Genomic DNA, 12,776 nt, shown 5'->3' with positions numbered 1-12,776 from the left:
AAAAGCATCCTTTTGGGTGTTTTTTGTTATGAAAACAATGAGTAGTAATAAGTAAATGTCTTCCATTTTATCTCTTATTGGAGAAGAGTTTGTCCTAAAACCATCCTTTACTTAATAATTATTATCTAAGGAGGTGGGAAAGTGAATAAAAATGGTAATAGGGTCGACTACTATTTAAAAGACAAATGCCTTATAAGTAAGAGTGTAGTCTATTGGGATCAATATATTACAGCCCTAAGAGCAAGTGACACGATAACGATATTAAAAAAAGAATACATCATCAATAAAATAAATATGGTTCATGATTCTGTAAACCTAGTCTTAAAAGTTAATGTAGAACCCCTGAAAGTAAATAATTAGTATCCTTTCAAGCGTGCTTTTTATTTTGCGCTTCAACAGCAATTCCTTATTGAAGGAATGCGTTCCTTCTTGCTTTCTTAATTCACTCCATGTCAACGTAATTATCTTCACCATTAAGGAATACGAATGAGCCGGTTTTTTCAACGGAACTTGATGGCAATTTATCAACGATATCATTCCGTGCTGACAGCAATAGACTTCTTTCCGTAAACTATAGGTCTAGATATCAAAATTTGAATCTTCTTCAATCTCAGTTTGTAAACGGTTCCCAAAAGAAAAACAGAATATGGTATATTGATATATAGTCAATATTATTAGTCATATGAGAAGGATACATCGCTTTAACTCACCAAAACAATAGTAGTTACAATCTATTGAAAGCGCTCTATCTTACATCAATTGGCTGTGAAGTACTTGAAGAAAAATGCATGTAAAAGTTTTCATCGTAGAAAGGATTTTTTTATGGACTTAGTTATTAATCAGGAAATGTTAAAAACGCAAGGTCCTTATTTTATGAAGAAAAAGAGGCCTTTAGCGGTGTGATTAAGATCGCCAAAAAGGTTATGCATGATGTCGAATTGGTTTTTGGAAATACCCTAAAATCAACCACAGAAAAAAAGATGCTTGGAAAGACTGCAGTTCTTTATGGAACGGTAGATCACAGCTAAGATGGCAAAGAAAACACATCGGAAGTCATTCAGGTTAAAATTGACCGTAATCTGATGAAAGACGAGACAGAAGGCAAGATCGTCGTAGAAATGCCGAACGGTACTTGTACAATCATTCTCAACGCATCAAAGAAGGATTTCAGCGAATACCCTGAAATGACCTTTGTTGAGACTAACGGCTATATCTCTATCGAAGCAGAGCATTATGCTCTCAATAAAAAAGCCACAAATGAGCAGGGGAATGTGAATCAATTCCAAGTACTTGAGGGATATGGCAAGACATTATCAGCTTTGAAGGCCTTCCCAACAACAGAATATTTTACACCAGGAAAAGATGCTCCTTATCTGCAGTATCAATTTGTTGTACAAGAAGCAGGCGAGTATGAGTTGGAACTATACATGCAACCTTCTAATCCAGTCAGGACGGATTATACGTTATTCTGTGGAATACAAGCAAACGAAGACGACACTGCTATTGTAAATGTACTCCCAGAAGGATATCGAGTTGATGATGTCAACTGGGCCGTAGGAGTGCTCAATAACATCCACAAACACATTAGCACAATTAAGTGTAAGGCGGGATTAAATACACTAAGGGTATATGCGGTCAGCCCAGGATTTGTCTTGGAAAAGCTAGTCATCTATCCTCAAGGAAAGAAACCTGCAAACAGCTATCTAGGACCAACAGAAACGTATTATGTTGGCAAGTGATTAAGTTATACCCGCTGATACACAAGGAGGAACCGCCGTTTGGTTGATGGCGGTTTTTCTTCATAAAAACTTTGAGCTACTCTTGTTCCACTGAAAATAAATAGTATCTACTTGGAAATTAAAATAATCGTTCGAACTGTGGAGAGTTTTAAAAAAGTGAGTGGGGAAGCGGGTGAAACGTCTCCATGTATTGTTGGATCAAGAAGGAGAGGAACTGAATGGAAATTTGGGATGTATACAATAAGGATCGAATTAAAACAGGGAAAACGATGTTGCGGGGAAGTAAATTTGAAGCAGATTCGTATCATATGGTCGTCCATGTTTGTATTTTTCGTAAGGATGGCAAAATGCTCATACAGCAAAGGCAACCTTTTAAGGAAGGCTGGCCCAACCTATGGGACATTACGGTAGGAGGCAGTGCAGTGAGTGGCGACACCAGTCAGTCTGCTGCCGAACGCGAGGTTTGGGAGGAAATAGGGTACAGATTAAATCTGAAGAATAGTCGTCCCTCAATGACCATTAATTTTGAACATGGGTTTGATGATATTTATCTTGTAGAAGAAGAGCTAGAAATCAGCAGCTTAAAGGTACCGTCCGAAGAGGTCCAACAAGTCAAATGGGCGACAAAAGATGAGATTATCTCATTGATTGAACACGAAAAATTTATACCCTATCATGCTAGTTTGATTGAATTGTTGTTTGATATGCGAAAATATATGGGGACCCATAAGAAAGCTTTACGTTAAAAATGGTTTTGTGAGAATAAGAACATATAGGAAGCGACAATGCCATTTTAATAAGCGTCCCTACGCTTCTTGCATGCACAAGAAGAAACCGCCGTCACTTATACGGCGGTTATTTTTTTCTATATTTGTTTAATCAACCAACCCTTGCTTAAAAGCATAACTTGTAAGTTGTACTCGATTATCTAAATGAAGTTTACTTAAAATATTTTTCAAATGGCTTTTAACCGTATGCTCCGAGATAAACAGCGCCTCTGAGATTTCTCTATTGGACAGTCCTTTAGCTACTAATTGAAGTACTTCAATTTCTCTGGTAGACAAAGGAACTTTTTCCTTCGATTTGGCTTTGTTTTGAGGAAACTCCTTTAAAATCTGGAAAGCAATCTCCTTAGACATTGGGACTTCATCGATTGCAAACGCTCTTAGATGTTCAGCCCAAGCCTCTGATTGGAGATTTTTTACTAAGTAGCCTTGTGCGCCTTTCTTTAGAGCATCGAAAAGGTCCGTAATATCATCGGATACCGTAATCATCACAATTTTCACGTACGGAAATTTAAGCTTAATCCGTTTGGTTGCTTCCAGCCCGTCCATTACCGGCATTTGAATATCCATCAGAATAATGTCAGGCATCAATTCTTCCGTCAATTGAATGGCTTCTTCGCCATTTTTACCTTCCCCGACAATCAGAAAGTCATCATATTCTTCTAAAATCTCACGAATCGCCTCTCTTGCATGGGCATGGTCATCGACAATTAGGATTCGAAAAGGTTGCATCATTTTTCCTCCTTTTTGATTTCAAGGGTGGTCGTCGCTTCTATTCGTTTAATCGAAAATTCCCAATTCATATCTCTAACTCTATCTTTAATAATTTGTAGTCCATAGCCTTTACTTGATTGTAGATGTTCATTGGAGAATCCCACACCTTTATCCTTGATTTGACAACTCCACCCGTTTTCCATTTCTTCCGCATGGATCCAGATTTCATTTGTTTTTGCGTGTTTAATGACATTCATAACCGCTTCTTTAATACATGCAAATAATTCAACCTTTTCCTTGGGTGATAAGGCGTTCTCTCGAATAGCCCATTCTAAATGAACATCCACTAAATGGTGCTTCTTAATCTCTGTTATATACTGATAGATTGTTTCTGTCCAACTATGAGGCTCTTCCGTTGGGACATATTTTAAGTTTGTAATCGCTTGACGTGTATCCTCGTGAATATGCTGTAGGGTTTGCTTGATTTTTTGAAAATCCACGTCGTGTTCAAGTTGATGGTTTCTCCCAAACTTATTCATTTTTACAGATAAAAGAAATAACGATTGGGCAATCCCGTCATGAAGCTCTCTAGCTAGATTTTCTCTCTCAAGAAGCGCTGCCTTCTTTGCTCTTTCTTTTCGAAGCTCTTCTTGCATTCTTTCTAAAACATTAAACAAATGCCGTAAAAAGAGGAGCGTAACTAGAAAAACCAACATCGGGGAAAGGATATTCCCCAGATCCATTGAGATATAAGGGAGGAGAAATGCATGTCGAATGTATTCCCATAAGGCAATCGTAACCGTTGGCGTAATTAAAATTAGCCATTTAATTTGTTTATATTTCAAGATGGTTCCTCTTCTCTGCGAGTAAATATGTCTATATTTTAACATCATGGACAAGATTTTTTATCATTTTGTTGTTATATCCCTCTTTCGGGTTATTAATTAAAATTTCCCATGTAGGTATAATGTTTTAAAGTATGCAAGTACATATTAAACTACTCCACAAGGCACTTTTATCTAGTAATAAGCTACTAGATTCCTCCTATAACAGGGCCAGATTAAGGATTGAGAATTTAGAGAGGGAGGTGAGCTGCACATAATGAAATTGCACATATCGGTGCTACTACTCTTACTATTCCTTATGTCCATACCGTCTTTATCCGAAGCCTCCACTTCGTCATTACAAGCTAAAATTAATGAAGCTCCCGAGGGTTCAATCGTTGAAATACAAGCAGGCGAGTATGAAGGGCCATTGGTGATTTCAAAGCCCATTACAATCGTGGGAAATGAAGAAGTTCTCCTGCGTTCTTGTGATGCCGAGCCTGTCGTTGCAATAAGTGGGGTAGGTGTTACGCTAAAAAACCTTCAAATCGAACACTGTGGAGCAGAAAAAGAAGAAACGGCAATTTCAATTACCGGCTCACAACATGTACTACAGGGAATTAAGATTGATACAAGGCGTTTTGGCATTAAACTCGAGGATGCAAATGAGGTAATCATAAGAGACAGTGAAATTGTTGGCAGGAAACAAGGAAATGGGATTGACTTGTGGAAATCGAATCGAAATCAGCTTGAAAACGTTAAGATTTCCAGTGTATCTGATGGATTCTACTTAGAGCAAAGCAATGAAAATCTTATCTTAAAAAATACCATTGAAAATTCTCGTTACGGAATGCATTTAATGTACTCAAACGATAATGCTCTTCGTCATAATCTGTCTAGCTCGAATGTAACCGGTGCGATGCTAATGGAAACAGAGCGGACATCTGTTGATGGAAATGCTTTTTATGCCAATAAAAAAAGTGTAAATGCGCAAGGGTTACTGCTTTATGAGGCTTACGAGACGGATGTGATTGAAAATGAGTTCTTTTCCAATCGAATTGGTGTTTACATTGAAAAGGCTGCTAACAACCAGGTAGAGTCTAATAAAATCATGGACAACTTTATTGGTGTCCAGATGAAAAACGCTAATGATAATGAAATTTCAAAAAATACATTCATTGGAAATGTCAATGAGGCTCAAGCAATAGAGAGCGCCAATAATGACGTGAATCACAATTATTGGGATGCAGCCAGCAAGGTGGATATTAACGTGGACGGTGCGAGTGAAATTAGCTTTACAGCTGATCCCTATTTCCTAACATTAGCGAATTATGTACCGGAATATCAATTATTTTTCCAAGCACCAGGACTTATTTTACTGCAAAACCTGTTAAAAAGTCCGCCTGATCAGCTGTTAACTGATTCATCTCCTTTTATGGAGATGACCATCGACGTTGAAAAAGAAACTTCGTCACATGCAGGTTTATGGACGATTAGTATCATGATGATTGTTGTCAGCTCAAGCGTATTTATTTTAGGGAGGAAAAGAATATGAGAAAAAAATTAATTCATTTTATGGGATTGGCAGGATTGTTATTGCTGCTCGCCGCATGTGGAAACGATGAGGTTCAACCAGTGGATATCAATGAAGCAACTGATACTTGTGAAGTTTGTAATATGATGGTTGCAAATAATCAGCATGCCACACAAATTGTGTTGGAAAATGGAAAATCGATGGTGTTTGACGATGTAGGCTGCATGTACGACTGGATTGAAAGCCATACAAATGAAGAAATTGCTGGTAAATTTGTTCGCGATTACGATGATAAAGAATGGATTTTAGTGGACGATGCCACTTTTGTATACAATCAATCAGTGAAAACCCCAATGGCGTATAATGTCGTTTCCTTTAAAGATAAAACTTCTGCTGAAAGCTTTGCAGCAGAAAATGAAGGCAGTACCGTCATGACAGCTAGTGAATTGGCTGAACATAGCTGGGAACGAAACCAAGACATGATGAAAAAACATAAAATGGATAGCCATTCCCATTCAGAGGAAATGGAAAAGAATCCTAGTGAGGAGTCCGAAAACCCTTCCGACTCAGACGAAAATAACCATGATGATGAGTCTCACGAATAAAATGAGGGTCGGTTCTATTTCGAGCCGGCCCCTAAGTTTTATAGAGGGAAATTTAATAGTTTCCTTTTCGTATAAAAATGTTGGAAAAGAGGAATGAACATGTGGAATATATGGCGCTCTGAACTGCGCATGACCTTACGACAACGCTCCTATTATTCTTTTATTGTTTTATGGGTCGCTGTCATCTCACTATTATTTTTATTGCAAGCAAGTGCACCTTCGTTATCTGGGTACACCAATATGACAGGTACCGTCGTGAATATTGCCTTGTACATCATTCCGCTATTTATGTTAATTATCGGTTCCTTTTCGATCGCCAATGAGATGGAAAATGGTCAGTGGCGATTGTTAAGCACTTATCCTTTATCTTCATTATCGTACATTGTCGGAAAAATAGGGGGCCAATTTACGGCACAACTTATTGTGTTCACCTTCAGTTACGGGATTAGCTTGGCAGTCGGTTTACTTAGTAGCAATGGATTCTCCAGTGACTGGCTCTTATCAATCTACTTTTTTTCAATTACTCTACTATTTTTCTTTCTTGTAATCGGAATCGTAGTCGGCTGTATGGTTTCGAGTAGATGGCAGGCGTTATCTATTTCAGTGAGCATCTGGTTCTTCCTCATTATGATTTGGCCGACTGCATTAATTGCATTATTAGGCTTAGTTCCATACCCCTGGATTGCCCCATTGATGGAATTTGCTTTATTCGCAAATCCTGCTGAATTTATCCGCGTGTCGTTTGTTCTTTCCCTTGATGCTGGAGCCGTCTTTGGGCAAGCATATGATTCACTCATGAAATTCTTAGCTTCTCCATCTGGTGTCCTAATCAAAATCATCTATTTCATTGGATTTATGACGCTAATGTTACTAGTTTCAATGAGTATGCTGGAATGGAGGAAAAGGCGATGACCAATTTAATCGTAGATGGTGTTTCAAAGGTTTATAAAAAGAAGACAGCATTACACCCATGCTCATTTGAAGCAAACGAAGGCACATGCGTGGTTTTATGCGGTGGAAACGGAGCTGGAAAAAGTACACTACTCCAAATCATTGCTGGGATTCTTGATCCATCTTCTGGGAAAACCTCGATAAATGAGCAAGAAATAAAATATGCACGAGAGAAATATTTAGAAGAAATCGGCTTCATGCCAGATGATTTCCATGCTCAGGAAATGATGACAGTGGAAGAGTTTCTCCGTTTTTATGGTTCGTTACGGAAAGTGAAAAGTGAGCGAATCAACGAAGTGATGAGATTGATTGGTCTTGAAGGTAAAAAAGGTGAGCTAGTCAAAAGTTTGTCAAAGGGAATGAGGCAACGCCTTTTATTTGGGCAATCGATTTTAGCAAGACCGATGGTATTGTTACTAGATGAGCCAACTAACGGTTTAGACCCTTACTGGGTCAATCAGTTTGTTACGATTTTAAAGGAGATCAAAAAAAATGGGACCATTATCGTTTTTTCTACCCATATGATGGATGTAGCCGCCGAAACAGGAGACACCGTTCTCTTTATGAAGCAGGGAAAAGTCATCCAAACCATCCAACACGAGAACAACGTCGAAGAAACAACCATGAAATTGCTCAAGCTTCACCGCCAATAAACGGGACAAGGGCACCTTGTTCGGTTTATGTTTTGGGGTCAGTCTCCCAGTAAAGTAAAGCGTTACTTTACTGAAGGACTGACCCATTTTTTCGTTGCTATACACCCTGGTTTCTGTGAGATTCTTAAAGGTTTTGAGAGTTTTTATTCCATTCTGAGATCCTACTGTAGTGAGTAAATAGACCTATTGGTACACTATAACGATAGAACTATTTTTATAAAATCAAGTAAAATACTAAACAACTCTCTTAAAAATCTTTATTGACCGAGTAAAACCTTCAAAAAAGGTACCTTACTTTGTTTAAAACATTAAACATTTTTCTTAAAATATTTCATTGTTTAAAACACCCTCTTTTATATAATAACCCTAATACTTTAGAAAGGAAGGTTATGGAAATGAGAAAATTAAAGGAAACGGGAGGAAGTGGTTGCAACTTAAAATGCTCTAGAACCAGTGTAAATTAGCTAGCAATCTCCTGATATTTCAGGCAATAGATCCTCTAGTTTAATTCCGTTTACCTTCATAGAATCTACTTCGGCTATATTAAAATTGTTTATAAATGATTTAATCAGTGGCTTACATATGAAGTAGCTAGGGGACGGGAAAGCAATTAAAGTGGAAGAGTATCAGAAGTTAATATGATGTTACAGGGCAGATTTTTTTTACCAGAATTTGAAAGCGCTTCCTAATGTAAACACTTGTTCAAAACCTTCAACTTGGTCTAATTACGAGAAGAGTGGAGCCAACTCTATCCATTCATCAAGTCATTCACATCTACAAACAAAAACAAGTTAGGAGTGAGGTATTTGAAAAAATTAAAAAAATTTCGCAGCATTTCTCTTGCACTATTGTTAGTTTGCAGCTCTGCGCCAGCAGCATTTGCGGCTGATACAGCAGCAGGGAAATCCACGGAAAACTTACAATGGCAAAGCGTGACCTTTGGGCAGTCAACGGATTTAAACTTTTCCTCAAATGTGTTGCCTGAAAAGGTAGGAACCAACTATGCAGATCCAGAAGTTCCTGGCACCATTGAAGGGAAAATCACCTTGGAAAGTAGAGGAGGAAAACTAGCACCAGGACATGATGGGTTGACGTTTTATTATACAGAGCTTGATCCAAATGTGGACAATTTCGTTCTAGAAGCAGATATGATCATTGACCATTTTGGACCTGAAACAGGTGCGAATCCGAATGGCCAGGAAAGTGCAGGGATTATGGTAAGAGACACCATTGGGGCCCCACGGCAAGATCCAATGATTCTCGGTTATGAAGAAGTACCAGCTGCTTCTAATATGTTCGGAGTTGGTATGATGCGGCATGGCGTGTCTCCGATTTATCGTACAGGTGTTATCTATCCATGGGGCAATCTTGGAAGCCAGCTCAAAGCTTCTGGTTTTACTAATGACTCCAAATACCAGCTTCCTATTGGAACACCTGTAAAAGTAAAACTAGAAAGAACAGACAAAGAATTTATTATGACAGCAACATTTACCCACTTGGCAGAAGAAAAAACATTTGAACAACGTGTCGAAGGTGCAGATTTTGTTCAGGTAATGGACAAGGATCGCATGTATGTAGGCTTTTATGCGTCTAGAAATGCGAAAATGACGATTGAAAATGCAAACCTAACTCTTAGCGAAGCGAATACAGTGCCAACCCCTCCGGTAGAGCCGTCACCTGTGAATCCATCGATGAACATTGTCTCGGCTCAGGAATCTGGTTCTGCTGACTATGATCTTAAGATACTAGCAAACTATAAAGGTACCGTTTCAGTTGAAAAAGAAGGCGAAACAGTAGTAAGCAATGCTTCAGTTAAAAAAGACGAAGTATTTGCATTGAATACAGGACTTGAACAAGATAATACAGCTTTCAAGGTCGTGTACACACCAACAGAGGGCCCATCTACAAACCCAATCACGAAAAATATTTCTGTAACAAAGAATATATACAATAGCGGTGAAGGCTTGTTTGTCTCTCCAGAAGGCTCAAGCACAGCACAAGGAAGCATTGAAGATCCAGTAGATTTAGAAACAGCCATTAAGTATGTGCTTCCAGGTGAAACCATTTTTATGCGTGAGGGTACGTATACCCCAAATTCCGTTATTAATATAAAGAAGGAATATAGCGGTACTAAAGATAACATGAAGACTTTAGCTGCTTATAATGGCGAAAAAGTCGTGATTGACGGGCAAGGAAAATTGGGGAATGTCCTGCAATTGAATGGGGACTTCTGGCGAATTGCCGGGATTCAAATTACCAAAGCAGCATCAACTGGTATGAGAATAAGTGGAAATCATAATATTGTTGAACAAATGCTCTTTAACTATAACGGCGATACAGGTCTTCATCTCAGCGGAAGCGGTTCTAACCCTGATTTATGGCCAAAATACAATCTGATTTTAAACTCAGAATCGCATGATAATCGTGACACATCTAATATCAATGCAGACGGCTTTGCCGCTAAACTTGGCGTAGGTGTCGGCAATGTATTTAGAGGCAATATCGCCCACCATAATATTGATGATGGCTGGGATTTATACAACCGTACCAATGAAGGAGCCAATATGCCAATCACATTGGAAGGAAATATAGCTTATTCCAATGGAAAACTAAGTGATGGCTATAATGAAGAAGGAACCTCTGGTAGTGGCTTTAAAGTAGGTGGCGAAGGTTTGCCTGTAGCGCATATTCTCCGTAATAATATCGCCTTTGATAATAATATGGATGGATTTACAGACAACTTTAACCCAGGGAAGATGATTGTTGAAAACAATACGTCTTTTGATAACAAACGCTTTAATTATGTATTTAGAATCAACCCATACTTCACTGCTGAAGAGCAGGGTACATTTAAAAATAACCTCTCGATTCGAACAACTGAAGGGGCAATTGAAGATTTTGTTTCTGGCAATAAAGACGAAACCAACTTCTTCTTTGATGGAACAAAAACAATGAATAGCAAAGGTACAGCCATTTCAGCAGAAGACTTTGTGAGTCTCGACATTCCAGCGAAATTTGAAAGAGACGCAGAAGGGAACATTCTTTACGGGAATTTCCTACGGATCACTCCGCAAAGTGTGTTGAATACCGCTGGCACTGATAACAGCCGTGTAGGAGTTCTGGCTGCGAACCCTGTTTCACTTAAGGTAGAAAGCCCGAAATTCATGAAAGAAGGAGAAAACCACCAACTTGTGGTTACAGGAGTCTACTTTGATGGATCAGAAAAGACACTTGCATCCGGAGTGAAATACTCTAGTAGTGATGACTCGATTGTATCTGTAAATAAAGCAGGACAAATTAAAGCAGGTGAAAAAGGAAAAGTGACTGTGTCCATTTCCTATAATGGTCTTGAGACGACCTTAGATATTCATGTTCAAAAGATGCCTTCAGGGCTAAAAAAGAAATAGTAGATACAATATCACACAAGGAAATGGCTGCTTAATGAGTAGCCATTTCTTTTTTATGGATCAAATGCAACGGTTGTAATAATTCATTCTGTCGGATGTCTTTCCAATAAATTCATTCATTCTCCAATAATATTGCTTGATCTTTAGTATGGTAAAATAACTTAACTTTTTTATACTGGTCCGTTTACGATCAGTCTATTTTTATCGTGGAGGGGACGACGACTTATTAATAAGACTTTGAATCCTAGATATTACTAGTTCATTGGGCAATACTACAAAGGAACCAACTAGAAGGAGCTGATGGAATTGGACTAGCAAAGTGGCAGGTTTTATTGGCCGACGACTTTTCCAAGCACACCCACCTACCCTATTTTAGAGGATAATGTAAACTGTGATGTTTTAATTATTGGCGGTGGCAGTTCTGGTGCTCAATGTGCCCATTATTTAAGCGATACGGATCTTAATGTGATTGTCGTAAATAAACGGAAAATAGGAACAGGGAGTACGAGTACGAACACGGCACTCATTCAGTATTTAGGAGATAAAATGCTCTTTGAATTAGTAAATGGCTTTGGGGAAGAGGCAGCAATTTCACATACGAAATTATGTGAAGAGGCTATAAATGATATCGAAAAAACAGCTCTTTCCATGGAAATTGATGCGGAATTCACCAGAAGGGAACACACTCTATTATGCAAGCGACAAAGCAGGAGTAGAAAAGCTTAAAAAAGACTATTTTTATCTTGATAAACATGGGTTTAAAGCGGATCTACTTACAGAAAACCAAATCAGTGAAAGATACTCTTTTAAGAAGGAGTTGGCTCTATATACATATGATGATGCAGAGCTGAACCCTTTTAAATACAATCATGGACTGTTAAACGAGGCCAATAAAAAAGGAGTTACCATTTTTGAACAGACGAGAATTTCTGGGCAGAAATTTGAGGGCAAAGAGGCAATATTTTTTACCGATACTGGTCATTCAATTAGAGCACGATATGTAATTATAGCTGCTGGATATGAAGGTTTGGAATTGAAAAAAGAAAAAAATGGGTTGATAACAAGCTCCTATGCAGTCATCACCAATCCTGTGGATGATTTCAAAGATTGGTATAACCGCACATTGATTTGGGAAACCGCACGCCCCTATATTTATATGCGTACAACAAAGGATAATCGGATTATCATTGGTGGGTTAGACGATAGTACGACTTATCCTGATGACAGAGATTCAAAAATTCTTCATAAAAAAGACAAGTTGATCGAGGAATTTAATAAGCTCTTTCCATCTATTCATGTTCATCCCGAATACTATCTAGGCGCTTTTTATGGAGGGACCCATGACGGATTGACACTTATTGGGGAATATGAGGAATATCCTAATTGCTTCTTCTTATTTGGTTATGGAGACAATGGCCTTGTATATAGTGGGGCCCTTGCAAAAATTTTAAGAGATGTAATCACTAAAGGGTCCCATCCAGCGGTGACCTTATATCGTAAGGAGCGATTGTAATCTTTCTACTGAATCTTGATTGAATGTATATTTACAAAAATAAACCACAAA

The 12,776-nt window shown here is 38.3% G+C and carries 11 protein-coding genes and 1 pseudogene; 10 read left to right on the top strand and 2 right to left on the bottom strand.

The genetic code is table 11. The annotated features are described in order from the left end of the window. Positions 1 to 141 precede the first annotated feature (141 nt). The 4 genes from LG336_RS14160 to LG336_RS14145 all read left to right on the top strand — a co-directional run bounded on the left by LG336_RS14160 (position 142) and on the right by LG336_RS14145 (position 2,485). Positions 142 to 360, top strand: a complete 219-nt coding sequence (locus LG336_RS14160; protein WP_404328156.1) for a hypothetical protein — start codon at positions 142 to 144, stop codon at positions 358 to 360. A 539-nt stretch (positions 361 to 899) separates the two neighbouring features. Next, entirely contained in the window at positions 900 to 1,028 is a 129-nt protein-coding gene (locus LG336_RS14155) for a hypothetical protein (RefSeq protein ID WP_404328155.1), read from the top strand. A 54-nt stretch (positions 1,029 to 1,082) separates the two neighbouring features. Then, positions 1,083 to 1,739: a hypothetical protein gene (locus LG336_RS14150; protein WP_404328154.1), complete on the top strand. Its 657-nt coding sequence runs from the start codon at positions 1,083 to 1,085 to the stop codon at positions 1,737 to 1,739. A 218-nt stretch (positions 1,740 to 1,957) separates the two neighbouring features. Next, the gene (locus LG336_RS14145) at positions 1,958 to 2,485 is read left to right on the top strand and encodes an NUDIX domain-containing protein (RefSeq protein WP_404328153.1); all 528 of its coding nucleotides are present in this window, start codon (positions 1,958 to 1,960) and stop codon (positions 2,483 to 2,485) included. Positions 2,486 to 2,614: 129 nt separating this feature from the next. Here the strand turns inward: LG336_RS14145 and LG336_RS14140 are convergent, their stop codons facing one another. Both LG336_RS14140 and LG336_RS14135 read right to left on the bottom strand, forming a co-directional pair. Continuing rightward, positions 2,615 to 3,256 carry a response regulator gene (locus LG336_RS14140; protein WP_404333165.1) on the bottom strand — a complete coding sequence of 214 codons (642 nt, stop codon included), beginning with the start codon at positions 3,254 to 3,256 and terminating at the stop codon, positions 2,615 to 2,617. Then, positions 3,256 to 4,083: a sensor histidine kinase gene (locus LG336_RS14135; protein WP_404328152.1), complete on the bottom strand. Its 828-nt coding sequence runs from the start codon at positions 4,081 to 4,083 to the stop codon at positions 3,256 to 3,258. The genes LG336_RS14140 and LG336_RS14135 overlap by 1 nt, the downstream gene beginning before the upstream one ends. A gap of 256 nt (positions 4,084 to 4,339) precedes the next feature. On the opposite strand from LG336_RS14135, the gene LG336_RS14130 reads away from it, so the two are divergent. From LG336_RS14130 to LG336_RS14105, 6 genes and pseudogenes are all read left to right on the top strand, one after another. Further along, entirely contained in the window at positions 4,340 to 5,617 is a 1,278-nt protein-coding gene (locus LG336_RS14130) for a nitrous oxide reductase family maturation protein NosD (protein ID WP_404328151.1), read from the top strand. Continuing rightward, the gene (locus tag LG336_RS14125) at positions 5,614 to 6,201 is read left to right on the top strand and encodes a nitrous oxide reductase accessory protein NosL (protein WP_404328150.1); all 588 of its coding nucleotides are present in this window, start codon (positions 5,614 to 5,616) and stop codon (positions 6,199 to 6,201) included. Before LG336_RS14130 ends, LG336_RS14125 begins: the two co-directional genes overlap by 4 nt. A 99-nt stretch (positions 6,202 to 6,300) precedes the next feature. Continuing rightward, positions 6,301 to 7,113 (top strand): ABC transporter permease, encoded by an 813-nt coding sequence (locus LG336_RS14120; protein WP_404328149.1) that lies wholly within the window; start codon positions 6,301 to 6,303, stop codon positions 7,111 to 7,113. Next, positions 7,110 to 7,805, top strand: coding sequence for an ABC transporter ATP-binding protein (locus LG336_RS14115; RefSeq protein ID WP_404328148.1), 696 nt, complete (start codon positions 7,110 to 7,112; stop codon positions 7,803 to 7,805). Before LG336_RS14120 ends, LG336_RS14115 begins: the two co-directional genes overlap by 4 nt. A gap of 806 nt (positions 7,806 to 8,611) precedes the next feature. Further along, the gene (locus tag LG336_RS14110; RefSeq protein WP_404328147.1) at positions 8,612 to 11,212 is read left to right on the top strand and encodes an Ig-like domain-containing protein; all 2,601 of its coding nucleotides are present in this window, start codon (positions 8,612 to 8,614) and stop codon (positions 11,210 to 11,212) included. 369 nt (positions 11,213 to 11,581) lie between these two features. Further along, a pseudogene (locus LG336_RS14105) lies at positions 11,582 to 12,725 on the top strand (NAD(P)/FAD-dependent oxidoreductase). Positions 12,726 to 12,776: the final 51 nt, after the last annotated feature.

It is taken from the genome of Mesobacillus maritimus, assembly GCF_044803185.1.
Classification (GTDB): Bacteria; Bacillota; Bacilli; order Bacillales; family Cytobacillaceae; genus Mesobacillus_B; species Mesobacillus_B maritimus_B.
Note: the sequence above shows the minus strand (reverse complement) of the source record. Positions and strands in the feature narration are given on the sequence as shown.

Coding starts and splice junctions, on each gene's coding strand:
- LG336_RS14125 (WP_404328150.1), top strand. CDS start 5,614: ATGAGAAAAAAATTAATTCATTTTATGGGATTGGCAGGATTGTTATTG.
- LG336_RS14150 (WP_404328154.1), top strand. CDS start 1,083: ATGAAAGACGAGACAGAAGGCAAGATCGTCGTAGAAATGCCGAACGGT.
- LG336_RS14115 (WP_404328148.1), top strand. CDS start 7,110: ATGACCAATTTAATCGTAGATGGTGTTTCAAAGGTTTATAAAAAGAAG.
- LG336_RS14120 (WP_404328149.1), top strand. CDS start 6,301: ATGTGGAATATATGGCGCTCTGAACTGCGCATGACCTTACGACAACGC.
- LG336_RS14145 (WP_404328153.1), top strand. CDS start 1,958: ATGGAAATTTGGGATGTATACAATAAGGATCGAATTAAAACAGGGAAA.
- LG336_RS14130 (WP_404328151.1), top strand. CDS start 4,340: ATGAAATTGCACATATCGGTGCTACTACTCTTACTATTCCTTATGTCC.
- LG336_RS14140 (WP_404333165.1), bottom strand. CDS start 3,256: ATGCAACCTTTTCGAATCCTAATTGTCGATGACCATGCCCATGCAAGA.